Origin of the sequence: Streptomyces antioxidans (genome assembly GCF_000968685.2) — a bacterium.
Taxonomy (GTDB): domain Bacteria; phylum Actinomycetota; class Actinomycetes; order Streptomycetales; family Streptomycetaceae; genus Streptomyces; species Streptomyces antioxidans.
This window is the reverse complement of the sequence record NZ_LAKD02000041.1, coordinates 35,011-60,688: the sequence shown is the minus strand read 5'-3', so window position 1 is coordinate 60,688 and position 25,678 is coordinate 35,011. Positions and strand designations below refer to the sequence as shown.

Annotated in this window: 23 protein-coding genes and 1 riboswitch; of the genes, 18 read left to right on the top strand and 5 right to left on the bottom strand. The window is 71.9% G+C overall.

Going from position 1 to position 25,678, the window contains the following annotated elements; translation table 11 throughout:
• Positions 1–66: 66 nt before the first annotated feature.
• The 5 genes from qcrC to VT50_RS17230 all read left to right on the top strand — a co-directional run bounded on the left by qcrC (position 67) and on the right by VT50_RS17230 (position 7,024).
• Positions 67–876, top strand: coding sequence for a cytochrome bc1 complex diheme cytochrome c subunit (gene qcrC / locus VT50_RS17250; RefSeq protein WP_046087310.1), 810 nt, complete (start codon positions 67–69; stop codon positions 874–876).
• Positions 873–1,928 (top strand): cytochrome bc1 complex Rieske iron-sulfur subunit, encoded by a 1,056-nt coding sequence (gene qcrA / locus VT50_RS17245; RefSeq protein ID WP_046087311.1) that lies wholly within the window; start codon positions 873–875, stop codon positions 1,926–1,928. Before qcrC ends, qcrA begins: the two co-directional genes overlap by 4 nt.
• On the top strand, positions 1,925–3,562 hold the full coding sequence (gene qcrB, locus VT50_RS17240) for a cytochrome bc1 complex cytochrome b subunit (RefSeq protein ID WP_046087312.1): 1,638 nt from the start codon (positions 1,925–1,927) through the stop codon (positions 3,560–3,562). Before qcrA ends, qcrB begins: the two co-directional genes overlap by 4 nt.
• Before the next feature lie 177 nt (positions 3,563–3,739).
• Positions 3,740–4,813 carry an anthranilate phosphoribosyltransferase gene (gene trpD / locus VT50_RS17235; RefSeq protein ID WP_046087313.1) on the top strand — a complete coding sequence of 358 codons (1,074 nt, stop codon included), beginning with the start codon at positions 3,740–3,742 and terminating at the stop codon, positions 4,811–4,813.
• A 485-nt stretch (positions 4,814–5,298) separates the two neighbouring features.
• A riboswitch (SAM riboswitch) is annotated at positions 5,299–5,417 on the top strand.
• Positions 5,418–5,629: 212 nt separating this feature from the next.
• Entirely contained in the window at positions 5,630–7,024 is a 1,395-nt protein-coding gene (locus VT50_RS17230; RefSeq protein ID WP_046091062.1) for an aminotransferase class V-fold PLP-dependent enzyme, read from the top strand.
• 416 nt (positions 7,025–7,440) lie between these two features.
• Here VT50_RS17230 and VT50_RS17225 read toward each other — a convergent pair whose 3' ends face one another.
• Both VT50_RS17225 and VT50_RS17220 read right to left on the bottom strand, forming a co-directional pair.
• On the bottom strand, positions 7,441–7,722 hold the full coding sequence (locus VT50_RS17225; protein ID WP_046089152.1) for an Lrp/AsnC family transcriptional regulator: 282 nt from the start codon (positions 7,720–7,722) through the stop codon (positions 7,441–7,443).
• Positions 7,719–8,456, bottom strand: coding sequence for a rhomboid family intramembrane serine protease (locus tag VT50_RS17220; protein WP_046089151.1), 738 nt, complete (start codon positions 8,454–8,456; stop codon positions 7,719–7,721). The genes VT50_RS17225 and VT50_RS17220 overlap by 4 nt, the downstream gene beginning before the upstream one ends.
• Before the next feature lie 201 nt (positions 8,457–8,657).
• On the opposite strand from VT50_RS17220, the gene VT50_RS17215 reads away from it, so the two are divergent.
• The 6 genes from VT50_RS17215 (at position 8,658) to VT50_RS17190 (ending at position 15,611) form a co-directional block, all read left to right on the top strand.
• The gene (locus VT50_RS17215) at positions 8,658–8,903 is read left to right on the top strand and encodes a hypothetical protein (RefSeq protein ID WP_046089150.1); all 246 of its coding nucleotides are present in this window, start codon (positions 8,658–8,660) and stop codon (positions 8,901–8,903) included.
• A 17-nt stretch (positions 8,904–8,920) separates the two neighbouring features.
• The gene (locus tag VT50_RS17210; protein WP_046089149.1) at positions 8,921–10,282 is read left to right on the top strand and encodes an NYN domain-containing protein; all 1,362 of its coding nucleotides are present in this window, start codon (positions 8,921–8,923) and stop codon (positions 10,280–10,282) included.
• Between the two features lie 373 nt (positions 10,283–10,655).
• Positions 10,656–11,681, top strand: coding sequence for a C40 family peptidase (locus VT50_RS17205; protein ID WP_046089148.1), 1,026 nt, complete (start codon positions 10,656–10,658; stop codon positions 11,679–11,681).
• Positions 11,682–11,925: 244 nt separating this feature from the next.
• Positions 11,926–13,074 (top strand): C40 family peptidase, encoded by a 1,149-nt coding sequence (locus VT50_RS17200; protein ID WP_063893259.1) that lies wholly within the window; start codon positions 11,926–11,928, stop codon positions 13,072–13,074.
• Between the two features lie 69 nt (positions 13,075–13,143).
• Positions 13,144–14,388: a gluzincin family metallopeptidase gene (locus VT50_RS17195; protein WP_107424825.1), complete on the top strand. Its 1,245-nt coding sequence runs from the start codon at positions 13,144–13,146 to the stop codon at positions 14,386–14,388.
• 80 nt (positions 14,389–14,468) lie between these two features.
• Complete coding sequence (locus VT50_RS17190) at positions 14,469–15,611, top strand: glycosyltransferase family 4 protein (RefSeq protein ID WP_046089147.1); 1,143 nt, start codon at positions 14,469–14,471, stop codon at positions 15,609–15,611.
• Positions 15,612–15,906: 295 nt separating this feature from the next.
• On the opposite strand, the gene VT50_RS17185 is transcribed toward VT50_RS17190, so the two are convergent.
• Positions 15,907–17,703 carry an AMP-dependent synthetase/ligase gene (locus tag VT50_RS17185; RefSeq protein ID WP_046086101.1) on the bottom strand — a complete coding sequence of 599 codons (1,797 nt, stop codon included), beginning with the start codon at positions 17,701–17,703 and terminating at the stop codon, positions 15,907–15,909.
• Between the two features lie 253 nt (positions 17,704–17,956).
• Here VT50_RS17185 and VT50_RS17180 point away from each other — a divergent pair, with 253 nt between their 5' ends.
• From VT50_RS17180 to VT50_RS17155, 6 genes are all read left to right on the top strand, one after another.
• Positions 17,957–18,718 (top strand): metallophosphoesterase family protein, encoded by a 762-nt coding sequence (locus VT50_RS17180; protein WP_046086102.1) that lies wholly within the window; start codon positions 17,957–17,959, stop codon positions 18,716–18,718.
• A gap of 66 nt (positions 18,719–18,784) precedes the next feature.
• Positions 18,785–19,228 carry an SRPBCC family protein gene (locus tag VT50_RS17175; RefSeq protein ID WP_046086103.1) on the top strand — a complete coding sequence of 148 codons (444 nt, stop codon included), beginning with the start codon at positions 18,785–18,787 and terminating at the stop codon, positions 19,226–19,228.
• A gap of 152 nt (positions 19,229–19,380) precedes the next feature.
• Entirely contained in the window at positions 19,381–20,742 is a 1,362-nt protein-coding gene (locus tag VT50_RS17170) for an ArsA family ATPase (RefSeq protein WP_046086104.1), read from the top strand.
• A gap of 190 nt (positions 20,743–20,932) precedes the next feature.
• Positions 20,933–21,400 (top strand): DUF5304 family protein, encoded by a 468-nt coding sequence (locus VT50_RS17165; RefSeq protein WP_046086105.1) that lies wholly within the window; start codon positions 20,933–20,935, stop codon positions 21,398–21,400.
• Positions 21,401–21,457: 57 nt separating this feature from the next.
• Positions 21,458–22,399: an ROK family glucokinase gene (locus VT50_RS17160; protein WP_046086106.1), complete on the top strand. Its 942-nt coding sequence runs from the start codon at positions 21,458–21,460 to the stop codon at positions 22,397–22,399.
• A 16-nt stretch (positions 22,400–22,415) separates the two neighbouring features.
• Positions 22,416–23,213: an endonuclease/exonuclease/phosphatase family protein gene (locus VT50_RS17155; protein ID WP_046086107.1), complete on the top strand. Its 798-nt coding sequence runs from the start codon at positions 22,416–22,418 to the stop codon at positions 23,211–23,213.
• 50 nt (positions 23,214–23,263) lie between these two features.
• Here VT50_RS17155 and VT50_RS17150 read toward each other — a convergent pair whose 3' ends face one another.
• Entirely contained in the window at positions 23,264–23,884 is a 621-nt protein-coding gene (locus tag VT50_RS17150) for a hypothetical protein (RefSeq protein ID WP_046086108.1), read from the bottom strand.
• Positions 23,877–24,695, bottom strand: a complete 819-nt coding sequence (locus VT50_RS17145; RefSeq protein ID WP_046086143.1) for an alpha/beta hydrolase — start codon at positions 24,693–24,695, stop codon at positions 23,877–23,879. The genes VT50_RS17150 and VT50_RS17145 overlap by 8 nt, the downstream gene beginning before the upstream one ends.
• Positions 24,696–24,820: 125 nt before the next feature.
• Here VT50_RS17145 and VT50_RS17140 point away from each other — a divergent pair, with 125 nt between their 5' ends.
• Complete coding sequence (locus VT50_RS17140; protein WP_046086109.1) at positions 24,821–25,621, top strand: lysophospholipid acyltransferase family protein; 801 nt, start codon at positions 24,821–24,823, stop codon at positions 25,619–25,621.
• The last annotated feature ends 57 nt before the right edge of the window (positions 25,622–25,678 follow it).

Sequence of the window (25,678 nt, the reverse complement as noted above, 5' to 3'; positions counted from 1 at the left end):
GGTCACCGCACCGGAACCACGTCCTTGACAGCATCGACGCAGAAGATCCTGACACCGGGGTAATCCGTGAAAAAGCTCTCCGCACGACGGCGCCATCCGCTGGCTGCGCTCGTCGTCCTACTCTTCGCGCTGGCGGTCACTGGGGGGCTGTACGCCGCGTTTTCGCCGAGCGAGGCGAAGGCCGACGACAGCTCCGCCCAGTCCCTCGCCATCGAGGAGGGCAAGAAGCTCTACGCCGTCGGCTGCGCCAGCTGCCACGGCACGGGCGGTCAGGGGACCTCTGACGGCCCGAGCCTGGTCGGCGTCGGCTCCGCCGCCGTGGACTTCCAGGTCGGCACCGGCCGCATGCCGGCGCAGCAGCCGGGCGCCCAGGTGCCGAAGAAGAGGAACATCTACTCGGACGCCGAGATCGAGCAGCTCGCGGCCTACATCGCGTCGCTCGGTGCGGGTCCGGTGACGCCCACCAAGAGCCAGTACAGCCCGGACGGCGCGGACATCGCGAAGGGCGGGGAGCTCTTCCGTACGAACTGCGCGCAGTGCCACAACTTCGCCGGTAAGGGTGGTGCCCTCACCAACGGCAAGTACGCGCCTGGTCTCAACGGGGTCAGCCCCAAGCATCTCTACGAGGCCATGCAGACCGGCCCGCAGAACATGCCCTCCTTCCCCGACACCGTGATGCCGGAGAAGAACAAGCAGGACATCATCGCCTACCTCGACACCGTCAACAGCGACAAGAGCAAGACCCCCGGTGGTCTTGAGCTCGGCGGGCTCGGCCCGGTGAGCGAGGGTCTGTTCGGCTGGATCTTCGGCATGGGCGCGATGATCGTCCTCACCATCTGGGTCGCCGCCCGGACCGCAAAGGCCAAGAAGTCATGAGTAGCCACGAGATTTCAGAAGCAGAAGACAAGCTGCCGGAAGAGCGGGGGGCCGCGAGCGTCGTCAGGCCGGCCGACGACCCGTTCGCCGACCCGGGGCTGCCCCCGCACGAGCACCGCAAGCAGGACATCGACGAGCGGGCCGCGCGGCGCTCCGAGCGCACCGTCGCCCTGCTCTTCACGGTCTCGATGCTGGCCACGATCGCCTTCATCGCCGCGTATGTGGCACTCCCGGTCGACAAGTACATCTACGTCTTCCCGATCGGGCACATCAGCGCGCTGAACTTCGCGCTGGGGGTGACGCTCGGCATCGCGCTGTTCACCATCGGCGCGGGCGCGGTCCACTGGGCCCGCACCCTGATGTCCGATGTGGAGATCGCCGACGAGCGCCACCCGATCGAGGCCAGCCCCGAGGTCAAGTCGAAGGTCCTCGAGGAGTTCCGCACCGGCGCCAAGGAGTCCGGCTTCGGCCGGCGCAAGCTGGCCCGCAACACCCTCTTCGGCGCGCTCGCGCTGGTGCCGCTCGCCGGCGTCGTGCTGCTGCGGGACCTCGGTCCGCTGCCGGGCACCAAGCTCCGGCACACCAAGTGGGCCAAGGGCAAGCGGCTGATGAACTACAACACCATGCAGCCGCTGCGCCCCGAGGACATCGCCGTCGGCTCCCTCACCTTCGCCATGCCCGAGGGCATGAGCGAGGAGCAGCACGACTTCCAGACGGAGATCGCCAAGGCCGCCCTGATGCTGGTCCGGCTCCAGCCGGAGAACATCAAGGACAAGCGCGAACTGGACTGGTCGCACGAGGGCATCGTCGCGTTCTCCAAGATCTGCACCCACGTCGGCTGCCCGATCAACCTCTACGAGCAGCAGACCCACCACGTCCTGTGCCCCTGCCACCAGTCGACCTTCGACCTCTCCGACGGTGGCCGAGTGATCTTCGGGCCGGCCGGTCACGCGCTGCCGCAGCTGCGGATCAGGGCCAACGACCAGGGGTACCTCGAAGCCATGGGCGACTTCTCGGAGCCCGTCGGTCCTGCTTACTGGGAGCGCGGATGAGTACTACAAGCGACAGCGCCGCGCAGCGCCGCGGCAAAGCGCCCGCGGGTGAGCGCGTCGCGGACTGGGCCGACGGCCGGCTGGGCATCTACAGCCTCGCCAAGGCCAATATGCGCAAGATCTTCCCGGACCACTGGTCCTTCATGCTGGGCGAGGTCTGCCTCTACAGCTTCATCATCATCATCCTCACGGGTGTGTATCTGACGCTGTTCTTCCACCCCAGCATGGGTGAGGTCACCTATGAGGGCCCGTACGTCCCGATGCAGGGCGTGCGGATGTCCGAGGCGTTCCAGTCGACCCTCGACATCAGCTTCGAGGTGCGGGGCGGTCTGCTGATGCGGCAGATCCACCACTGGGCCGCGCTGGTCTTCCTCGCCGGCATGTTCACGCACATGATGCGGGTGTTCTTCACCGGTGCGTTCCGCAAGCCGCGTGAGATCAACTGGCTGTTCGGCTTCCTGCTGTTCTTCCTCGGCATGATGACCGGCTTCACCGGCTACTCGCTCCCCGACGACCTGCTCTCCGGCACCGGTCTGCGGTTCATCGAGGGTGTGTTCCTGTCGATCCCGGTGGTCGGCACCTACATCTCGATGTTCGTCTTCGGCGGCGAGTTCCCGGGGACGGACCTCATCGCGAGGCTCTACCCGGTCCACGTCCTGCTGCTGCCGGGCATCATGCTCGGCCTGCTGGTGGCGCACCTGATCCTGGTCTTCTACCACAAGCACACCCAGTACCCCGGGGCCGGAAAGACCGAGAAGAACGTGGTCGGCATGCCCCTGCTGCCGGTCTACATGGCCAAGGCGGGCGGCTTCTTCTTCCTGGTCTTCGGTGTGATCGCGGCCCTCTCCGCGATCGCGACCATCAACCCGATCTGGACCATCGGCCCCTACCGGCCCGACCAGGTGTCCACCGGCGCCCAGCCCGACTGGTACATGGGCTTCGCCGAGGGTCTGGTCCGGGTGATGCCCGGCTGGGAGATCACCGCGTGGGGCCACACGCTCGTCCTGGGCGTGTTCATCCCGATCGTGCTCTTCCCGATGGTCCTGTTCGCGATCGGGCTCTACCCGTTCATCGAGTCCTGGATCACCGGCGACAAGCGCGAGCACCACATCCTGGACCGCCCGCGCAACGCCCCGACCCGTACGGCGTTCGGCGTCGCCTGGATCACCGCGTACTTCGTGATGCTGGTCGGTGGCGGCAACGACCTGTGGGCCACCCACTTCCACCTGTCGATCAACTCGATCACGTGGTTCGTGCGGATCGCCTTCTTCGCCGGCCCGGTCCTGGCGTTCATCGCCACCAAGCGGATCTGCCTCGGCCTCCAGCGGCGCGACAAGGACAAGGTGCTGCACGGCCGTGAGACCGGCATCATCAAGCGGCTGCCGCACGGTGAGTTCATCGAGGTCCACGAGCCGCTCGCGCAGGAGCAGCTGCACATGCTCACCCAGCATGATCAGCCCGAGCCCTACGAGATCGGCCCGGAGGTCGACGAGAACGGGGTCAAGCAGAAGATAAAGCCTTCGCAGAGGCTCCGTTCGAAGCTCTCCAAGGGCTACTACGGCGGGGACAACGTCATTCCGAAGCCGACCCGCGAGGAGTACCGGGAGATCACGAGCGGCCACGGCCACCACTGAGCTCCGGGGTTTCCCGCGCGAATCGATTTCTTAATAAAGCGACGCCACAGACCAGGGCCCCGGCCCGGACCACACGGTCCGGCCGGGGCCCCGGCCATGCTGCCGATAGGCTTGCGACGGGCCGCTGAAGTGCGCGGACCCCTTCCCTGCCCACCCCCACGGATCCAGGAGCGGACCATGGACGTTGTGACCCCCGCCGGAGGCGACAGCACCGCGACGGCCCGCACCTGGCCGGACGTACTGAGCTCGCTGATCGCCGGACGGGACCTCGATGCCGACGACACCGCCTGGGCCATGGACCGGATCATGCGGGGCGAGGCCACCGACGCCCAGATCGCCGGTTTCGCGATCGCGCTGCGCACCAAGGGCGAGACGGTCTCCGAGGTGGCCGGTCTGGTACGGGCCATGTACGGGCACGCCCGGGTGATCGAGGTGCCCGGGGCGACCGTGGACATCGTGGGCACCGGCGGCGACCGCGCCAAGACCGTCAACATCTCCACCATGTCCGCGCTGGTCGTCGCCGGGGCGGGCGCGCGGGTGGTCAAGCACGGCAACCGCGCCGCGTCCTCCGCCAGCGGTGCCTCCGATGTGCTGGAGAAGCTCGGCGTCAATCTGGACATCACCCCCGAGCGGGTGGTCGAGGTCGCGGAGGAGGCGGGGATCACCTTCTGCTTCGCGGTGAAGTTCCACCCCTCGCTGCGGCATGTGGCCTCGGCCCGGCGCGAGTTGGGCGTCGCCACCCCGTTCAACCTGCTCGGCCCGCTGACCAATCCGGCGCGGGTGAAGTGCCAGGCGACCGGGGTCGCCGACGCCCGTATGGCGCCCATCATCGCCGGGGTGCTGGCCGAGCGGGGCTCCTCCGCGCTGGTCGTCCGGGGCGACGACGGGCTGGACGAGCTCACCGTGACCACGACCTCCCAGGTGTGGGAGGTCCGGGACGGGGCCGTGCGCCAGGAGACCTTCGACCCCCGGGAGGTGGGCGTCGAGCGGGCCCCCGTGGAGGCCCTGCGGGGCGCGGACGCCTCGTACAACGCCGATGTGGCCCGTCGGCTGCTGGCGGGCGAGCGGGGCCCCGTCCGGGACGCGGTGCTGCTGAACTCGGCGGCGGCGCTGGTGGCGCTCGAGCGGGAGCCGGGGGGCCAGCCCCTGACGGACCGGATCGGCGCGGGCGTGGCGCGCGCCGCCGAGTCGATCGACTCCGGGGCGGCGCGGGACGTCCTGGAACGGTGGGTCCGGGCGACCCACGCGTAGCGGATACGCGGCGGACTGTCCCCCTCCCCGCCCCTTTCCCCAAGACCGAAGCCCCGCACGGGCCCCCGCCGGGGTCAGCCTCGGGCCTCGGTGAGATCTCGCCTCGGGCTCCGTGGTGGCTTCGCTGCGGCCCCGTTGGGGCTCCGTCCCGGACTCCGCCGGGCTTCACCCCGGGCCCCGGTGGGCTCCGCCTCGGGACCGGTGGGGTCCGGCCCGGCCACGGATCGGGCCTCTGTTCCTTTCGCGGGGCGCCGATGGGCGGGCCGCCCCGTACCTCGGACCGGGGCTTCGGCCTGTCTGTGGCGGCACCGCGTGGCGGAGCCCCGGTGGGGGCTGGGGCGGAGCTCCAGATTCGGGAAGGGGCGGGGTGGGGGAAGAACCGCCGGGCCCCACGCGCGCGTCGGCGCCCTTACGGTGCTCATGCCGTGTCCGGGATGCGGACGCGAGTATGGGCGTCGGCCCCTGACATGGCATACTCCTGCGCAGGTCACGAGCGACAGCGACTACGGCCCCGGCCCGCTGTCCGGCAACCCTCCGTCCGTGGCGGGGTGCCCCGGGTGATGACCAGGCCGCCAGGCAGCGAGGTCGGCGGCAAGCGCGGACCCCTCGCACTAGGGGTCCTGGTGGTCGAGGGAGTTCTTCCGTGATGCAGCGAATGCGCTAGGGCCGAGCGGCCCGTCTCTCCTCATGTGCTCCGCGCGGTGCGGCCGTGCGTCGAGCCGTTTTCCGCGCCCTCACGACTCGGCTGGCTCACCGCCGCCGTTTCCGTGCGCGTCACGCACTCCTTCGACTTCGACCCTTCCGGGAGACTTCGCCATGTCCGCACGCCCTGCTGCCACCTCCGCCACCACCTCCGCCCCCGACTCCTCCGCCGCCTGTGAGCCACTGCCCGTGCTGGGCGGCGATGTCCTGGTGCCCCTCGTCACCGGCGGCGAGGTGACGTACGCGGCGCTCGACTACGCCGCCAGCGCCCCCGCACTGCGGCGGGTCTGGGACGACATCGCCGCGTACGCGCCCTACTACGGCAGCGTGCACCGCGGGGCTGGCTACCTCTCGCAGCTGTCCACCGACCTCTTCGAGAACAGCCGTAAGGACGTCGCCGCCTTCCTGGGCTGCCGCGAGGACGACCAGGTCGTCTTCACCCGCTCCACCACCGATTCGCTCAACCTCCTGGCCGCCGTGGCGCCCCGGGGCACCGAGGTCTTCGTCTTCGAGACCGAGCACCACGCCTCGCTGCTGCCCTGGGAGCAGCGGGCGGACGCCACCGTCCGCTACCTCAGCGCCCCGCGCTCGCCGCGGCAGGCGGTGGAGACGCTGGAGAAGGCGCTCGCGGGGCGCGCCGGGGGCCCGGCGCTGGTGTGCGTGACCGGTGCGTCCAATGTGACCGGCGAGCTGTGGCCGGTGCGGGAGCTGGCCGCGGCCGCGCACGCCCACGGCGCCCGTATCGTCCTGGACGCCGCGCAGCTGGCCCCGCACCACCCCGTGGACATCGCGGAGGCGGACGTCGACTGGGTGGCCTTCTCCGGGCACAAGCTGTACGCGCCCTTCGGGGCCGGAGTGCTGGCCGGGCGGGCGGACTGGCTGCGGGACGCCCGGCCATATCTGGCGGGCGGCGGCGCCAGCCGTAAGGTGACGCGCGGGGAGGACGGCGGCATCGACGTCGAGTGGCACACCACCGCGGCCCGGCACGAGGCGGGCTCGCCGAACGTCATCGGCGTCTACGCGATCGCGTCGGCCTGCAAGGCGCTGGCCGAGGCCGGTTTCGAGGGTTTGGTCGCCCGTGAGCGGCGGCTGATCGAGAAGGTACGGGCGGGCCTTGCCGAGGTGCCCGAGGTGCGCGTGCTCTCGCTGTTCGGCGAGGACGCGCCCCGGGTCGGCGTGCTGTCGTTCGTGGTGGAGGGCTGGAACAGCTCCCACTTCGCGGCGGCCCTCTCCGCGGAGTACGGCATCGGCGTGCGCGACGGGCTGTTCTGCGCCCATCCGCTGGTCCGCACCCTGCTGGACAGCGAGCCCGACGAGCCGGGTGAGTGCGGCGCGCCCGAGGCCGCACCGGGGGAGCGGTCGCTGAACGCGATCCGGGTCAGCTTTGGGGCGGGCACGCCGGATGAGCATGTGGAGCGTTTCGTGGGCGCCGTGAAGGAACTGGTGCGTGACGGCGCCCGCTGGAGCTACCGCACGGAGGACGGCCGCTGCGTTCCGGACCGGGGCTGAGCCCCACCACTGGTTCGTGGGCGCGGGGCCGTACGGCGGACCTTTCCCCTCCCCGCCCCTTCCCGTAACCAGGGGCTCCGCCCCTGGACCCCATGGCCCGACGGGCCACCGCCGCCTGCGGTGCGGTGGTCGGTCGGTTGGCTGGTGGCGTGGGTGTTCGCGGGGCGGGGCTGTTTGTGGTGGGTGGTGAGGGCGTGAATGCCTGCGTGGATCCCGGGTTGTCGGGCTGGGGTCCGGTTTCGCTTCGCCCTGGGTCTCGGCCCCTCGCCGTGGTCAGCTCAGCGGTCGGGCCGCTTGTGGCGTGCTGGCCGTGTGGTTCCGGGGGCTGGGGCGGGGCCCCAGTTTCGGGAAGGGGCGGGGAGGGGAACAGCCCGCCGCAGGCGGCACAAGCCCCCGGACCCCCTCAGCCACCCAGCTCAGCCGTCCAGACCAATCGCGAACGCCGCCTCCAGATCGTGCTGCGAGTACGTCCGGAAGGCGATGTGGGTCTCGGTCGAGGCCACCCCCGGCAGCTTGCTGATCTGGCCCGTGATGATGTCCGCGAGGTCGTCGTGCCGGGCCACCCGCACCATCGCGATGAGATCGTGCGCACCGGTGACCGAGTAGACCTCGCTCACACCCTCCAGCGCGGCGATCTTCTCGGCGGTCTCCGGGATCTGGTCCACGTCGGTCTTGATGAGCACGATCGAAGTGATCACGGCTGGCTTTCTCCCTCACTGGCCCTGGCTGCGGCGCCGCCCACTCTAGCCCTCCGCCCGAACCGGGCCCACGCGTAGAGAAAGCCGAGCGTGAAGCCCACGAGATGGGCGAGGTAGGCGACGCCGGGGCGGTCGTCGGCCTGGCGGGCGGCCAGCCACTGGAGGGCCACCCAGAAGATCAGCACCGCCCAGGCAGGAAACCGCAGCGGGAGGAAGAACAGGAACGGGAAGAGGCTGGTCACCCGGGCCCGGGGGAACAGCCACAGAAAGGCCCCGAGCACCCCGGAGATCGCCCCGGAGGCGCCCACCAGCGACTGGGGCGAGTCGGCGTGCGCGGCGGCGTACCCGAGCAGCGCCAGATAGCCGGTGGCGAGGTAGAAGACGGCGAACTGGAGACGGCCCATCCGCTCCTCGGCCATCGCCCCGAACACATAGAGGAACAGCATGTTGCCGAGCAGATGCAGCCAGTTGCCGTGCACGAACAGCGCGGTCAGCGGGGCGAGCGGCTGATCGGGGCCGCCGCTCCACAGGGCGCTGGGCACCACCCCCCAGCGCTCGAAGTACGTGGACTGGGCCTCCACCAGCCGCCCGCCCGAGCCATAGCCGGGGTTGAGCCCCGAGGCCGGTCCGAGGACGAAGATCAGGCAGCAGCTGACGATCAGGCCGTACGTCATCCAGGGGCGGCCGGGCCCCGCCATCCAGGGGCGGTGGCGCCCCGACGACGTCTCGATCATGAGCAGATCATTCCGTACCGGGCGCAACCTCCACAGAGCGCCTCGCCGCGCCCCGCCGGGTCTTGGGGCGGACGGTCCCGGTGCGGGCCAGGGCGGACGGACCCGGTGCGGGCTGGGGTGGAAGGGCCCGGCGCGGGCCAGGGCTCAGGCCGTAGGGTTACAGGACGCCGCCGATGAGCCGAGAAGCGAGGACCCGCAACCATGGCCGTGCCCCTGCCGACCGCCCAGACCCGCTGGCGTTGCACACTGTGCGGCAATCTCACCCGGTTTGACGTGACCCGCGCGAGCAGAGCCGTGGAATATGTGCATCTCGACTTGGCGGGGGAACCCAGAGTCGAGGAACGCGAGGTGCTCAGTGAGACCATTGAGTCAGTGCGTTGTCGCTGGTGCAACGCGGTCGACCAGGTCGAACTCGTGGATCGTCCGAGCACCGGCCAGAGCGCCTGAGAACGGAGCGGTGACAGGTGGTGGAGCGGACCGGTGACCCCGGGGCGGCCGGTGACGCCGATGGCGTCCCCGAGGCGCTGGACCGCCCGCTGCCGGAAGGGGTGCGACGGCGTGTGGTGGCGCTGGTCGCGGATGCCTTCGGCGGTCTGACGGTCACCGAGCTGCCCACCCAGCTGCGGCAGTACGCCCGTTTCACCCCGACCCGCCGCGCCAAGTTCGCGGGCAACGCGATGGCCGCCGCGGTGGAGAGCGACCCCGTCTTCCGGCAGCGGATCGCGGGACGGCTGCGGGAGACCCAGCGGGAGCTGGCCGAGGCGATCGAGGGCGGGTCGCCGCCCGCCGCGGCCGATCCGGTGGACGTCGCGGCGGTGGCGTATGTGCTGCGCCCGATGGGCTGGGTCAAGCTGGTCGAGGCGGCGGGCGAGGAGGCCCAGCGGGCCTCCGCCGAGCGGGCCGGTGAGGAGGCGGCGCGCGAGCTCCAGCGGCTGCGCGACGAGCTGGCCGAGGCCAAGGCGGCGGTCCGGCACGAGACCGAGCGGACGCGCACCGAGCTGGAGTCGGCCCGTAAGGACAACGATGTGCTCCAGCGCAAGCTGCGCAGCGCGCAGAGCGATGTGAAGCGGGGCGCGGCCGCGCTGCGCAAGGTCGAGGCGGAGCTTGAGTCCGTACGGTCGGAGGCGGCGGCCCGTCAGGCCACGGCGGACGGCGAGGCGCGGCGGCTGCGGTCCCGGCTCGCGGAGGCGGAGTCGGCGCTGGAGGCCAGCCGCCGGGCGGTGCGCGAGGGCCGCAGCGTGGAGGACATGCGGCTGCGGCTGCTGCTGGACACGGTGCTGGACGCGGCGCAGGGGCTGCGGCGCGAACTGGCCCTGCCGCCCGCGTCGATGCGCCCGGCGGACACGGTGGACGCCGTGGAGCCGGGGAAGATGACGCCGAAGGACATAGCGACCAGGGCGCTGTCGGAGATGGACCCGGCCCTGCTGGACCAGCTGCTCGCGCTGCCGCAGGCGCATCTGGTGGTGGACGGCTACAACGTCACCAAGACCGGCTATCCCACGATGCCGTTGGAGAAGCAGCGGCTGCGGCTGCTGGGCGGTCTCGCGGTGCTCGCGGCCCAGACCGGTGCGGAGATGACCTGTGTCTTCGACGGGGCGGAGCTGGCCGCTCCGGTGCTGCTCGCGCCGCCGCGCGGGGTGCGGGTGCTGTTCAGCAAGCCGGGTGTGACGGCGGATGAGTTGATCCGGCAGCTGGTGCGGGCCGAGCCGCCGGGCCGTCCGGTGGTGGTGGTGTCCACCGACCGCGAGGTGGCCGACGGGGTGGCGCGCGCCGGAGCGCGCCCGGTGGCATCGGCGCTGCTGCTGAAGCGACTTGCCCGCACCTGAGCCGTCATGGGCCGAATCGACCCTCCCCGTATCCCGGTTGACCCGTTTCTCCGTTCCACGACCGAAGTGACCGAAACACTTCGAATGGCTTCACAAGTCTGACCCGGGGCACTTGTGGTGTCAGCGGAGCGTCATCGGTCATCACTGGCTGTGCGATATTTGTAAAATATGCCCGCGCGAACCCACTTTTTTGCCGTCGGGATTTGAACGGATCACGGCGGGGTCACTAAGGTCAGCTCGAACCTTCGCGCGGTCGATCACCCATCCGGGGTGACAGCGGAGGTACCGCCGAGTCCGCGCCCCGTCGCGGAGCCGGGGCCTCACAACCCCCCAACTCCCGGTAGGCGGCTGGAGGAAGAAGGAGCTCGCCTTCGTGGCGTCCCACCGTCGACCCAAGCAGCCGAGCCGCACTCGGGTAACCGTCCTCACCGCGACCGCGGCCGCCGCCGTCGCTCTCACGTCCCAGGCCGCGCAGGCCGCTCCGAAGCAGGACAAGAAGGACGTCAAGGAGCAGGTCGACAAGCTCTACGAAGAGGCGGAGCAGGCGACCGAGAAGTACAACGGCGCCAAGGAGAAGCAGCAGAAGCTGGAGAAGCAGGTCGGCGAGCTCCAGGACAAGGTGGCGCGCGGTCAGGAGGACCTGAACACGCTGCGCAACGGCCTGGGTTCGATGGCCACCGCCCAGTACCGCTCCGGCGGGATCGACCCCTCGGTGCAGCTGCTCCTCTCCTCCGACCCGGACACCTACCTCGAGAAGGCGTCCACCCTCAGCCAGTTGAGCGGCAAGCAGGCCGAGTCCCTGCGGAAGATCGCCGACAAGCAGCGCACCCTCAAGCAGCAGCGCGAGGAGGCGTCCACCAAGCTGACGGACCTCGCCGACACCCGTAAGGCGCTCGGCAAGAAGAAGGACGAGATCCAGGGCAAGCTGTCCAAGGCCCGGAACCTCCTCAACACCCTCACCGCCAAGGAGCGCGCCAAGCTGGCGGCCCAGGACGCCGAGCGCGCCAACCGCTCCAGCGAGCGCGTCGACCTGGGCAACGAGGTGCCGGAGTCGGGGCGTGCCGCCGCCGCGCTCGCCGCCGCCAAGACGAAGATCGGCCTCCCGTACGTCTGGGGCGCGACCGGTCCGTCCTCCTTCGACTGCTCCGGGCTCACCGGCTGGGCCTACCAGCAGGCCGGGGTGCAGCTGCCGCGGATCTCCCAGGACCAGGCGAACGCGGGCGCCCGCATCGGCCGCGGTGAGCTCAAGCCGGGCGACCTGGTGCTCTTCTACGGCGATCTGCACCACATAGGCCTCTATGCGGGCAACGGCCAGGTGCTGCACGCGCCCAAGCCCGGTGCCGGTGTGCGCTACGAGTCGATGGACAACATGCCGTTCCAGTTCGGCGTCCGGGTCTGACTCGGAACGGCGTCCGGGTCTGATCCGGACATCCCACGAACCGGGGTTCAAACCGCCTCAACTGCCATCCTTTCGGGCGAATCTCCAGCGCCCTCGCTGATCCCCCGCCCCGCCGGTGACCTGCGTTCAGTCGGCGGGGCGTCAGTGTGCCCGCACCTCACGGCCGTTGGACCGTGGCCAACGCCGCGGCTACTGTCTGCCCGCAGTTCTCAGCCCGACACTGCGGAAGGGAGTGCGGCTTCCCATGGCGTCCTGTCGCCGCGTCGCGAAACCCCGGTCCGGAGGGGCCACCGTCAAGGCCGCCGCCTCGGCGGCCGTGGTGGCCTCCGCCGCCGCGCTGTCCGCCGTACCGGCCGGTGCCGAGCCGCACGGCCCGGCGGGCCGTCCGTCCGCCCGGTCCGCCGGTGAACGGATCGTCACGCTCTACGCCCAGGCCGAGCGGGCCACCGAGCGCTACAACGCGGCGGAGACGCGCGCCCGGGCCCTGCGCCGCCAGGTCGGCAGGATCCAGGACCGGGTCGCCCGCGGCCAGGGGCGGGTCAACCGGATGCGGACGGCGCTCGGCGCCCTCGCGGGCGGCCAGTACCGCACCGGCGGGATCGACCCGGGCCTCGCCCTGCTGCTGTCCGGGGACCCGGACCAGTACCTCGACCGTGCCGCCACGCTGCAGCGGATCACCGGCCGTCAGGCCGCCCAACTGCGGGTGCTCCAGGGCACCCAGCGGACGCTGCGGCAGCAGCGGGCGGAGGCCGCGGCCAAGCTGGTGAAGCTGGAGCACAGCCGTAAGGAGGTGGCCCGCCATAAGCGGGCGGTCCAGCGGCGGCTGGCCACGGCGCGGCGGCTGGTCAACGCGCTGCCGCCGGGGGAGTGGGAGAGCTACGCACGCCGCGCCTCACGGGCCGGCGTACGGGAGCACGGCGCCCTCGCCGGGCTGGTGCCGACCGCCCTTCCGGACGGCCGCCGTTCCGGTTCCGCTCCCGATTCCGGTTACGGCCCCGGGGAGCCCCCTGGCGGCCACGGCGACGGGCCGCACGCCGAACCGTCCTCCGGGCACGCCGCCGCGGCGTTCGGCGCGGCACGGGCGGCCCTGGGGCTGCCGTACGCATGGGGCCAGGCCGGTCCCACCGCGTTCGACTGCTCCGGGCTGACCCAATGGGCGTACGCCCATGCCGGGGTGGCCATCCCGCGCACCTCCCAGGCCCAGGCGCACGCCGGGCAGTCGGTGCCGCTGTCCCGGGCCCGCCCCGGCGATCTGGTGGTCTACCGCTCCGACGCCAGCCATGTGGCCATGTACGCGGGCAACGGGCAGGTGATCCACGCCCCTTACCCCGGGGCGCGGGTCCGCTACGACCCCGTGGGCATGCTGCCGATCTCTTCCATCACCCGCGTCTGAACCGGCGCGCGGGCTCGTACGATCTAAGACGTGGCGGGTCGGTGGAGATCGGGTGGATGGCGGGCGCTGCTGTGCCTGCCGCTGGTGGGCGCGTTCGCGCTGACCGTGCTGAGCGCGCTGAGCGGCTGCGGCCCCGTCGCCGCGCCCGACGACCCCGAGGGGCGCGACGGCCGGGCCGTGCAGCACATGCTTGACCAGCGGGCGGCGGCGGTCCGGGAGCGGGACGCGGACGCCTTCCTCGCCACCGTCGACCGGGGCTCCGCGGGCTATCTGGCCGAGCAGCGGCGGGTGTTCCGGCAGATGTCCGCCGTACCGCTGCGCTCCTGGACCTACCGCCTGGTGCGCACCGGCGGCTTCGAGCCCGCGCGGGTCGGCGGCCGCGGCCTCGCCGCACAGGTCGAACTCCGGTACCGGCTGAAGGGGTACGACACCGCCCCGGTGGTCTCCGCCCAGTACCTCACCCTCGCCCGGCGCGCCGGGCAGTGGTACGTGGCCTCGGACGACGGTGTGGTGGACGGCAGGCGCGGTACGGAGCAGCTGTGGGACCAGGGCACGGTGGACGTCGTCCGCGGCGCCCACAGCCTCGTCCTCGGCGTCGGCCAGGACCGGCGGGTGCTGCGCGCGGTCGCCGACACCGCGGACCGGGCGGTGCCCGTCCTGGACAAGGTCTGGCCCCATGAGTGGGCCGGGCGCGTCGTGGTCGAGGTCCCCGCCTCCCTGGGCCGGATGGCCGCCCTGCTCGGCGCCTCCGCGGACGGCTACCGCGGGATCGCCGCCGTCACCACGGGCGAGGTCGGCGGGGTGGGTGACGCGACGCCCGCCGACCGCGTGATCGTCAACCCCGACGCGTACCAGGTGCTCGGCGACTTCGGCCGACGCGTCGTGATCACCCATGAGACGGCCCATGTGGCCACCCGCACCGCCACCAGCGCCTCCACCCCGCTCTGGCTCTCCGAGGGCTTCGCCGACTGGGTGGGCTACCGCACCCCGGGCCGCACCCCCCGCCAGATCGCCCCCGAACTCGCCGACGCCGTCACCGCCGGACACCTGCCCACGGCGCTCCCGCGCGACGACGACTTCCGCTTCGGCAGCGACCCCGACCGCCTCTCCCGCGCCTATGAACAGGGCTGGCTCGCCTGCCGCCTGATCGCGGGCGCATGGGGTGAGAAGAAGCTGGTCGACTTCTACCGCACGGTTGGCCGTGCCCATGAGCGCTCGGGTGCGGTGGAGTCCGCGCTGCGGAAGGTGTTCGGGCTGAGCACGGGGGAGTTCACGGCGCGCTGGCGGAAGTACGTGGCGGCTGAGCTGGGCTGAGTGTGGCTCTGTGGTCCGGCCCGGCCCGGCCCGGGTGGGATGGGGCTGGCTTCTCATGGCAGCCGGTACTGTCGGCGGGGATGGAGAAGACCCTGCTCGTGACCAACGACTTTCCGCCCCGCCCCGGCGGCATCCAGGCGTTTCTGCACAACATCGCGCTGCGCCTGGACCCGGACCGGATCGTCGTCTACGCCTCCACCTGGAAGCACGGCCGGGAGGGCGCCGAGGCCACCGCACGCTTCGACGCCGAGCAGCCGTACCCGGTCGTCCGGGACCGGACGACCATGCTGCTGCCCACCCCGCGCGTCACCCGGCGGGCGACGGCGCTGCTGCGCGAGCACGGGTGCACCGCGGTGTGGTTCGGCGCCGCCGCCCCGCTCGGGCTGATGGCTCCCGCGCTGCGCGCGGCCGGGGCGCGGCGGCTGGTGGCCACGACGCACGGCCACGAGGCCGCCTGGGCGCAGCTGCCAGGCTCACGGCGACTGCTGCGGCGGATCGGCGCGGCCACGGACACCCTCACCTATCTCGGTGAGTACACCCGCACCCGGATCGCCGCCGCGCTCGACCCCCGGGACGCCGACCGGATGGTCCAACTCCCGCCCGGTGTGGACGAGAAGACCTTCCACCCCGGCTCGGGCGGCGACGCGGTCCGGGCCCGCCTCGGCCTGGCCGGGCGGCCCGTCGTGGTCTGTGTCTCCCGGCTGGTGCCGCGCAAGGGGCAGGACACGCTGATCCGGGCCATGCCGCGGATCCTCCGGCGGGTGCCGGACGCGGTGCTGCTGATCGTCGGTGGCGGGCCGTACGAGAAGGATCTGCGCCGCCTCGCGGAGACGATGGGCGTGGCCGAGTCGGTGCGGTTCACCGGGCCCGTCCCCTGGGAGGAGCTGCCCGCCCACTACGGCGCGGGCAACGTCTTCGCCATGCCCTGCCGCACCCGCCGCGGCGGGCTGGACGTCGAGGGCCTTGGCATCGTCTACCTGGAGGCGTCCGCGACCGGTCTGCCGGTCGTGGCCGGGGACTCCGGCGGGGCGCCGGACGCGGTGCTGGACGGTGAGACCGGCTGGGTGGTACGGGGCGACTCCGCCGAGCAGTGCGCCGAGCGCGTCGTGACCCTGCTGGAGGACGCCGAGCTGCGCCGCCGCATGGGTGAGCGGGGCCGCGCCTGGGTGGAGGAGCGCTGGCGCTGGGACCTGCTGGCCGACCGCCTGAAGTCACTGCTGTAACGCCTGCGGCGGGCTGTTCCCCTCCCCGCCCCTCCCCACAACTGGGGCTCCGCCCCAGACCCCGGGGCCTCAAGGGCCGAGGCTACTGCCGCGCGGCGGGGTCGTGTGTCGGTGCTGTGGGCAGTCCGCGGGGCGGGAGGCTTCGCTACGCGGCTCGGCCGTGTGGGGGAGGCCCCGCCCCAGCCTCCGGGGCCCAAGGGGGCGGGGCCCTGCCGCGCGGCGGGGTCGTGTGTCGGTGGTGCGGGCCGCGGGGCCCGGGGGTGCGGCCCCGGGCCCCGCGGCCTGGCGGCCGTCGTCAGCCTTGGTAGATGGCCTCGATCTCCGGGGCGAAATCCTTCGCCACCACGTTCCGCTTCAGCTTCAGCGAGGGCGTCACATGCCCGGAATCCTCGGTGAACTGCGTTGCCAGGATCCGGAACTTCCGGATCGACTCCGCCTTGGACACCGCCGCGTTGCCGTCGTCCACCGCCTGCTGGATCTCCGCCAGCAGGTCCGGGTCCTCCCGCAGCTCGGCCACCGTCACACCCTCGGGCTTGCCGTGCTCGGCCGCCCAGCGGGGCAGGAACTCCTCGTCCACCGTGACCAGCGCGCCCACGAAGGGGCGGCCGTCGCCGACGACCATGCACTCGGCCACCAGGGCATGCGCCCGGATCCGGTCCTCTATCACCGCGGGGGCGACGTTCTTGCCGCCCGCGGTGATGATGATCTCCTTCTTCCGGCCGGTGATGGTGAGGTAGCCGTCCTCGTCGAGCGTGCCCACGTCCCCGGTGTGGAACCAGCCGTCCGACAGCGCCTCCGCCGTGGCCGTCTCGTTGTTCCAGTACTCGGTGAAGAGGTGGTCACCGTGCAGCAGCACCTCGCCGTCGTCGGCGATGCGCACCACCGAGCCCGGCATCGGCTGCCCGACCGAGCCGATCTTCTGCCGGTCCCAGGGGTTGAAGGTGGTCGCCGCGCAGGACTCCGTCAGGCCATACCCCTCGAGCACCGTGAAGCCGATGCCCCGGTAGAAGTGGCCCAGCCGCTCGCCAAGCGGCGCCCCGCCGGAGATGGCGTGGGTGGCCCGGCCGCCCAGCACCGCCCGCAGCTTGCTGTAGACCAGCCGGTCGAAGACCTTGTGCTTGAAGCGGAGCCCGAAGGACGGCCCGCCCGGGGCGTCCAGCGCCTTGCTGTACTCGATCGCGGTGTCCGCCGCCTTGTCGAAGATCTTGCCCTTGCCCTCGGACTGGGCCTTCGCCCGCGCCGAGTTGTAGACCTTCTCGAAGACGCGCGGCACGCCCAGCACCAACGTGGGCCGGAACGCGGCGAGTTCATCGGTCAGGGACTTCACGTCCGGCACATGGCCGAGCTTGATCGGCGCCAGCACCGCCGCGATCTCCACCAGCCGCCCGAAGACATGGGCCTCGGGGAGGAACAGCAGCACCGATGACTCACCGGTGTGGAAGATCGGCTTGAGCCGTGCCACCGCGTTGCCGCATTCGGCGAAGAAGCTGCGGTGGGAGAGCACACAGCCCTTGGGGCGGCCGGTGGTGCCCGAGGTGTAGACGATGGTGGCGGGGGAGTCGGCGTTGGCGATCGAGGAGCGCTCGTCCACCTTCTCCTCGGACACGTCATCGCCCAGCTTCCGCAGCGTCCCGATGGCGTCGCCCTCGATCCGCCAGACGTGCTTCAGGGCGGGCAGGGTGTCCCTGACGGCCTCGACGGCGGCCTCGTGGACGCCGGTCTCGACCAGGGCGGCCACCGCGCCCGAATCGCTGAGGATCCACTGGACCTGCTCCGGTGAACTCGTCTCGTACACCGGCACGGTGACCCCGCCCGCGCTCCAGATGGCGAAGTCCAGCAGCGTCCATTCATAGCGTGTTCTGGACATCAGGCCGACCCGGTCGCCCGGCTCCACACCGGCCGCGATCAGGCCCTTGGCGGCGGTGCGCACCTCCGCCAGGAACGCGGTCGCGGTCACGTCCTCCCATCGGTCGTCGACCTTGCGGCCGACCACGGCGACATCGGGATGCTGTGCGGCATTGCGGCGGATGAGATCCGTCAGATTGCCGTCGGCCGGAACCTCGTACAGGGCCGGAAGGCTGAACTCGCGCAAGACTGCTGCTCCTCGTGGGGCGCCGGCGCCGCTACAGGGCATGGGGGGTGATGGACGGCCCGGACGTTACCCATCGGTACGCCTTCCGGGATAGGGGTAGCCGCCCAGATGTTTGATGCGTCACACACCGCCTTCGTGCTGTCCGCAGACTAGTCGACGGGCGCCGCGTCCGCTAAGGAACCGCAGGTAGACGCGGGGCGGTGCAGGCGGAACACCTTACGGGCGCGGGCCCTTACGTCTTAGGGTGACACGCATGCGAGTCCACGTGGTGAGTGACGTGCATGGCAACGGTGAGGACCTGGAGAAGGCCGGTGCCGGGGCGGACGCCCTGATCTGCCTCGGCGACCTCGTTCTCTTCCTCGACTACGCCGATCACTCACGTGGCATCTTCCCCGATCTCTTCGGGGTCGAGAACGCCGACCGGCTGGTCGAACTGCGCACCGCCCGCCGCTTCGAGGAGGCCAGGGAGCTCGGCAACCGGCTGTGGGAGGGACTTGACCGCAACGCGGCCATAGAGGCCGGGGTCCGCCGCCAGTACGCCGAGCTCTTTGCCGCGTTCCCCACCCCGACGTACGCCACCTACGGAAATGTCGATATGCCGTCTCTGTGGCCGGAGTACGCCCGGCCGGGCACCACCGTCCTGGACGGCGAGCGCGTCGAGATCGGCGGCCTGGTCTTCGGCTTCGTCGGCGGCGGGCTGCGCACGCCGATGCGCACCCCCTATGAGATCGACGACGAGACCTACGCCGCGAAGGTCGCTGCCCTCGGTGAGGTGGACGTGATCTGCACCCACATCCCGCCCGATGTGCCCGACCTCTGCTACGACACCGTCGCCCGCCGCTTCGAGCGCGGCAGCGCCGCCCTGCTGGAGGCGATCCACGCGGTCCGTCCCAAGTACGCCCTCTTCGGCCACGTCCATCAGCCGCTCGTCCGCCGTATGCGGATCGGGGCCACCGAGTGCGTCAATGTCGGACACTTCGCCTCCTCCGGCACCCCCTGGACCCTGGAGTGGTGACCCGCGCGCGGTAGCCTTCAGCCGCAGAGGACCCATGCGGCGGACCGGTACGGAGGAGCCACGGCGATGGCGGAACACACCAGCTCGAGCATCACGATCGAGGCGGCCCCGGCCGACGTGATGGAGGTGATCGCCGACTTCGACCGTTACCCGGAGTGGTCCGGTGAGGTGAAGGAGGCCGACATCCTCACCAAGGACGGCCGGGGGCGCGCCGAGCAGGTGCGGATGCTGCTCGACGCCGGCGCGATCAAGGACGACTACACCCTGCAGTACACCTGGACCGGGGACGACCAGGTCAACTGGTCCCTGGTCAAGTCCCAGATGCTGCGCACCCTTGACGGCTCCTACCGGCTCTCGGCGCGCGACGGCGGCAAGAGCACCGAGGTGACGTACCAGCTCACGGTCGACGTCAAGATCCCCATGCTGGGCATGATCAAGCGCAAGGCCGAGAAGGTCATCATCGACCGTGCGCTCGCGGGCCTGAAGAAGCGCGTCGAGGGCGCCGCCTGACCCGCCCGGAGTCCCCCGGGCCGTCCGGACCGGGCCACCCCGGGCCCCGGCGGTGCCCGGGGCGCGCCACGGCGCGGGGTACGCTCCGGCGGGTGCGGATCGCCGGACCCGCGCCGCGCACACCGACATAACCCCTGCCGGAGGCTCTGCTCATGCGTACGGTCCTCGTCACCGGTACCGGCGGCGCGGGCCGCACCACCGTGGCCGCCGCGACCGCCCTCGCCGCCGCCCGCGAGGGGCAGCGGACGCTGCTGCTCACCGCCGACGCCGACGGCACCCCCGAGGCGCTGCTCGGCATCGGCGCGCCGCGGTCCGTGCCCGGGCGCCCGGCGGACCGGCTGCCGTGGTCCGTACCCGCCGAGCTGGCGCCGGGGCTGTGGGCCGCGCGGGTCGTCACGGACGAGTGGTTCCGCGGTGAGCTGACCGCCCTCCAGGACCGCGGCCACGGCCTGCTCGACCTGCTCGGCGCCACCCCGCTGGACGGCGAGGAGCTGACCGCCCTGCCCGGGGTGGAGGCCATCGCGCTGCTGCGTGCCCTGCGCGCCGCCCAGACCGCCCCGCCCGGCACCGGCTGGGACGTCCTCGTCGTCGACATGCCCCCCGCGCCCGATACCGTCGCGCTGCTCGCGCTGCCCGAGCAGCTGCGGCGGTATCTGCGGCGGCTGCTGCCCGCCGAGCGGCAGGCGGCCCGTGCGCTGCGGCCGATGCTCGCCCAGCTGGCGGGGGTCCCGATGCCCGCGCAGAAGCTGTACGAGACGGCCGAGCGCTGGGAGCGGGAGCTGGCCGCCGTCCAGGGAGTCATCGAGTCCGAGGCGACCACCGTACGGCTGGTCGTGGAGCCCGGACCGCTCGCCGACCGCGCGCTGCGCACCGCCCGCGTCGGTCTCGCGCTGCACGGCTGCCGGGTGGAGGCGTTGATCGCCAACCGGCTGCTGCCGACCGGGAGCTCCGACCCGTGGCTCGCCGCGCTGTCGGGCCAGCAGCAGGACGCGCTCAAGGAGCTGTACGAGCAGTGGGCCCCCGCCGTTCCGGTGCGTGAGCTGCCGCATCTGGGCCGCGATCCGCATGGCCTCGGCGACCCGCGGCCCGCCGAGCCGGACCCCGACTCCGGCCAGCCGCACTCCGCCGAGCCGCGCCGCCCCACCGAGCGGCGCCTCGGCGACGCCGCCCGGCGCGCCCCGGCCGGGCCCGCCGACCTCGCCGACCTCGCCGGGACCGTAGGGCCCCCTGGGGCGCGGCCGGACCGGCCCGTCCCCGACCCCTGGACCGTCGAGGACCGGCTGGCCGAGGACGGGGTGCTGCTGTGGCGGCTGCCGCTGCCCGGCGCTGACCGCGACGGGCTCTCCCTGGTGCGCCGGGGCGACGAACTGATCGTCACCGTCGCGCCGTTCCACCGGGTGCTGCCGCTGCCGTCCGCGCTGCGCCGCTGCACGGTCTCCGGCGCCGGGCTGCGCGACGGATGGCTCCAGGTGCGCTTCACCCCCGACCCGGACCTGTGGCCGAAGCGGCTCTGACGCCGTGCGCGCGACGATCGGTATCCGGCCGCGACGCCCGCGTCCACGAAGATCGGTACCCGGCCCCGACGCCCGCGTCCAGGACGGCCGGTCTCCGGCTCTGACCCCGCCCCCCTCCTTCGGGTAACGTCGGTCACAAGCCCGGATGAACGTCACCGGGCAGCCAGCATCCCCGCCGCAGGAGTTCGCCATGAGCGATGCCACCGAGCGCCCCCCGGAGCCCCCGGTCACCGATGTGCCGGTCACCGAGATCGACCCCGACGCCTGGGAGCGGGCCTGTGAGGAGGACCTGGCCGCCGAGCGGGCCAGGCAGCGGGCCCGGCAGACCACCGAGGAGCCCGGGAGCGTGGCCGAGGAGTTCCTCAAGCTGGCCGACGCGCTCGCCGAGAAGGTCGCCCAGGCGCCGATCGCCGGAGCGGCGGTTCAAGGGGCCGTACAACAATTGATTGCACAGGCGAAAGCCAACGTAGAACCGGTCATAGAGCGCAACCCAGAGGTTTTCGAACACCTCGCCAGCGCCGGATCCGAGCTGCTCGCCGCCTACCGTGCCGCCGTGACCGGCCAGGAGCGACGCTGGACCCAGGGCGCCGAGGGCGACTCCAAGGGCGGCGGCGGAGAATCCGAGAGTTCGAGTAGTGAACACATCGACCTCGACTGAGCGCCACCTCCGGTACCGTTAGCGTCGGCGGGGTTCGACCAAATAACTGAGGGACTCATGGGACTCACCATCGGCGTCGACATCGGCGGCACGAAGATCGCGGCCGGCGTGGTCGACGAAGAGGGCTCGATTCTCGAGACGAGCCAGGTTTCGACCCCGCAGACTCCCGAGGGAGTCGTCGACGCCATCGCGGACGCGGTGCGCATCGTCAGCGAGGGTCATGACATCGAGGCCGTCGGCATCGGCGCGGCCGGTTATGTGGACGACAAGCGCGCCACCGTGCTCTTCGCGCCCAACATCAACTGGCGGCACGAGGCGCTTAAGGACAAGGTCGAGCAGCGCGTCGGCCTGCCCGTCGTGGTGGAGAACGACGCCAACGCGGCGGCCTGGGGCGAGTACCGCTTCGGCGCCGGAGTCGGCCATGACGATGTCGTCTGCATCACGCTCGGCACCGGCCTCGGCGGCGGCATCATCATCGGCGGCAAGCTGCACCGCGGCCGGTTCGGCGTCGCGGCCGAGTTCGGCCACATAAGGGTGGTCCCGGACGGACTGCTGTGCGGCTGCGGCAGCCAGGGCTGCTGGGAGCAGTACGCCTCCGGCCGCGCCCTGGTCCGCTACGCCCAGCAGCGCGCCGCCGCCACCCCGGAGAACGCCACGGTCCTGCTCGGCCTCGGCGACGGCACCGCCGAGGGCATCGAGGGCAAGCACATCAGCGACGCCGCCCGCCAGGGCGACCCCGTCGCCATCGACTCCTTCCGTGAGCTGGCCCGCTGGGCCGGGGCCGGGCTCGCCGACCTCGCCTCGCTCTTCGACCCCTCGGCGTTCATCGTCGGCGGCGGGGTCTCCGACGAGGGCGATCTCGTCCTGGAGCCGATCCGCAAGTCCTTCCGGCGCTGGCTGGTGGGCAATCAGTGGCGTCCGCACGCCCAGGTGCTCGCCGCCCAGCTCGGCGGCAAGGCCGGGCTCGTCGGCGCCGCCGACCTGGCCCGCCAGGGCTGAGCCGCGAGGGGGGAGAGTGCCGCTCGCGGACCTGCCCGGATCCACCACCGGCCCGGACGGCGCGGTGGTGCGGGTGCTCAGCTACAACATCCGCTCGATGCGGGACGACCGCGAGGCGCTGGCCCGGGTGATCCGGGCCTGCGCCCCCGATGTCGTCTGCGTCCAGGAGGCGCCGCGCTTCTTCCGCTGGCGCAAGGCCGCCGCCTGGCTGGCCCGGGAGACCGGACTCGTCTACACCACGGGCGGGGCCACCGCCGCGGGCCCGATGATCCTCACCTCGCTGCGCGCCCATGTGGAGCGCGCCGAGGACACCCTGCTGCCCCGCGTCCCCGGGCTGCACCAGCGCGGCTTCGCCACCGCCGTGCTGCGCTTCGGCGGCGGCCACCGCGACACCGGCGGTCCGGGCAGTGGCAACGGCGTCCGGCTCGGCGTGGTCAGCTGCCATCTGAGCCTCGCCGAGGCCGAGCGCTACGAACAGGCCGGGATGCTGCTCGACCACCTGACCGCGCTGGACGTCCCGTACGCCATCGCCGCCGGTGACATCAACGACCGGCCGGACGGCCGCGCCTTCCGCCGGATCGCGCGGAAGCTGCGGGACGGCTGGACCACCGAGCCCTGGGGCAACGAGGCCACCTTCTCCCCCGAGAACCCGCGTCGGCGCATCGACGGGGTCTTCGCCTCGGAGGGCATCGAGATCATCGGCTGTGGGGTCCCGGCCGGGCTGCCGGGCATCACCGACGCGGACCTCCGCGCGGCCACGGACCACCTCCCGGTGCTGGCCGCGCTCAGGCTGCCCAGGGTCTTTGCGGTCTGAGCGGACGGAGGGGGCGGAGCCGGGGCGGGCCCGGCTCCGGAGTGCCGGGCTCAGACGACGGCGCCGCGCCCCGGGTCGTCGTCCTCGTCCTCGTCGTCGTCCTTCATCCGCAGTACCAAGGTGACGAAGCCGCCGAGGAAGCCGCCGACGCCCAGCGTGGCGATCCACCAGACCATCTCCACCTGGAACAGCACCACTCCGAGCAGCAGCAGCGGCCCGCCCAGCACACCGAGCCAGGCGAACCGGGACGTGGTGTCGGACTCGGGCAGCGGCGGTGGCTCGGGCGGGACGAAATGGCCCTCGTCGGTCTCGTCGAAGTCGTCGTCGGACGGCTCGTCGGGCTCCCAGTCCCGGGGGCCGACCCCCGGGGCGTAGACGATGAAGCCGCCCGGCCGCTCGGCCTTGTCGGGCTTGGTCAGCCCGCCCGTGGCCGCCTCCCCGTCACCGGACCCATCGGCCTCGGTCTCGGTCTCGGCGTGGGTGTCGGTGTCGTCATCCGTCTCCGGGGACCGGCCATCCCGCTCCCCGTCGAGGTTCTCGGCGGCCGGCCATCGCTCGGCGCCCGGCGGGTCCGACGGCTCCTCCCCGTACGCGGCGACGATCGCGGCGAAGGCGGCGTCGTCGTCCCGCCGCGCATCCGCCTCGTTCTCATTCGAGTCACGCTCAGCCACTGGCCGCCGCCCCCTCCTTTCCGCTGCCCTTCCCGGGGCCGGTCCGGGCGGTGTCCTCACCCATACCCGCCGTCAGCCGGGTGATGAACGTGTCCGTCTCCTCGAAGATGAACTCGGCGTCGTGGTCCAGCGTCGCCACGTGGTAGCTGCGCTCCAGCAGCCGCTCGGTGACGTCCCGCGAGGACACCTGGCTCAGGACGCGCTCGGAGTCGGCCGGCGGCACCACATGGTCCCGGGGGCTGTGCATCACCAGCAGCGGCTGGGTCACCTGCGGCAGTTCGGCGTCCACCACCCGGTAGAAGCGGCGCATCGAGTGCACGGCGTGCAGCGGCATCCGCTCGTAACCCGACTCCCGCGCCCCCGGCTTGGCGATGTCGCTCACGATGCCCTTCACCGACGGCACCAGATGACGCAGCACCGGAAGGGCCACGGCCAGCGGATCGTGGATGCGGTTGGCCGGATTCACGACGGCCACCCCGCTGATCGCCGCGCCGTGCTGGGCGGCCAGCCGCAGCGCGAGCGCCCCGCCCATGGACAGACCGCAGACGAAGACCCGCACGCAGGCCCGGGAGAGCCTGGCCAGCTCGCGGTCCACCTCCGCGTACCAGTCCTGCCAGCCGGTGACGGCGAGATCCTGCCAGCGGGTGCCATGGCCGGGAAGCAGCGGCAGTGAGACGGTCAGACCACGGGCCGCGAGATGGTCGGCCCACGGCCGCACGGACTGCGGGGAGCCGGTGAATCCGTGACAGACGAGGACGCCGATCTCTCCGCCGTCGTGGCGGAACGGCTCGGCTCCGGGCAGGAGCGGCACCACGGATCTCCGTTCGCTGGGGAAGTGGGCTCGACGTCCTCAGCGTACGCGGCGCGCCGCATACGGGGTAGGCAGGTTAAGGTCTCCTCGTCGGATACAGGAGGTCCCGGTTGTTCTACAGCGCAATGAAGCTGTCGGTGGGTGGCGCCTTGAAGCTCACCTTCCGGCCCTGGGTGGAGGGGTTGGAGCACATTCCCGCCGAGGGTCCGGCCATCCTCGCGAGCAACCACCTCTCCTTCTCCGACTCCTTCTTCCTGCCAGCGGTGCTCGACCGCAAGGTCACCTTCATCGCCAAGCAGGAGTACTTCACCACCCCCGGGGTCAAGGGGCGGCTCACGGCGGCCTTCTTCAAGGGCGTCGGGCAGCTGCCGGTGGACCGCTCGGGTTCGCGCGGCGCCGGAGAGGCCGCCATCAAGGCGGGCATCGAGGTGGTCAGGCGCGGTGAGCTCTTCGGCATCTACCCCGAGGGCACCCGTTCGCCCGACGGGCGGCTGTACCGGGGCAAGCCGGGTGGTCTGGCACGGGTCGCGCTGGCGACCGGCGCCCCGGTGATCCCCGTGGCGATGATCGACACCGAGAAGATCCAGCCCCCCGGCAAGGTCATGCCGAAGCTGATGCGGCCCGGCATCCGGATCGGCAAGCCGCTGGACTTCAGCCGCTACCACGGCATGGACGGCGACCGCTTCATCCTGCGCTCGGTGACCGACGAGGTCATGTACGAGATCATGAAGCTCTCCGGCCAGGAGTACGTGGACGTCTACGCCACCGCCGCCAAGCGGCAGATCGCGGACGCGGAGGCGGCCCGTAAGCAGGCCGAGAAGAAGCAGGCGGAGAAGGAGAAGGCCGAAAGGGAGAAGGCCGAGAAGGACAGGGCCGCGAAGGAGAAGGCCGCGAAGGGTAAGGACAAACACAAGTCCGGCGCCTAGCCGCGCCGGCACCGGGGGTGGGGGACGTTGACCGAGCGGTCCAGGGAGCGGCCCGGA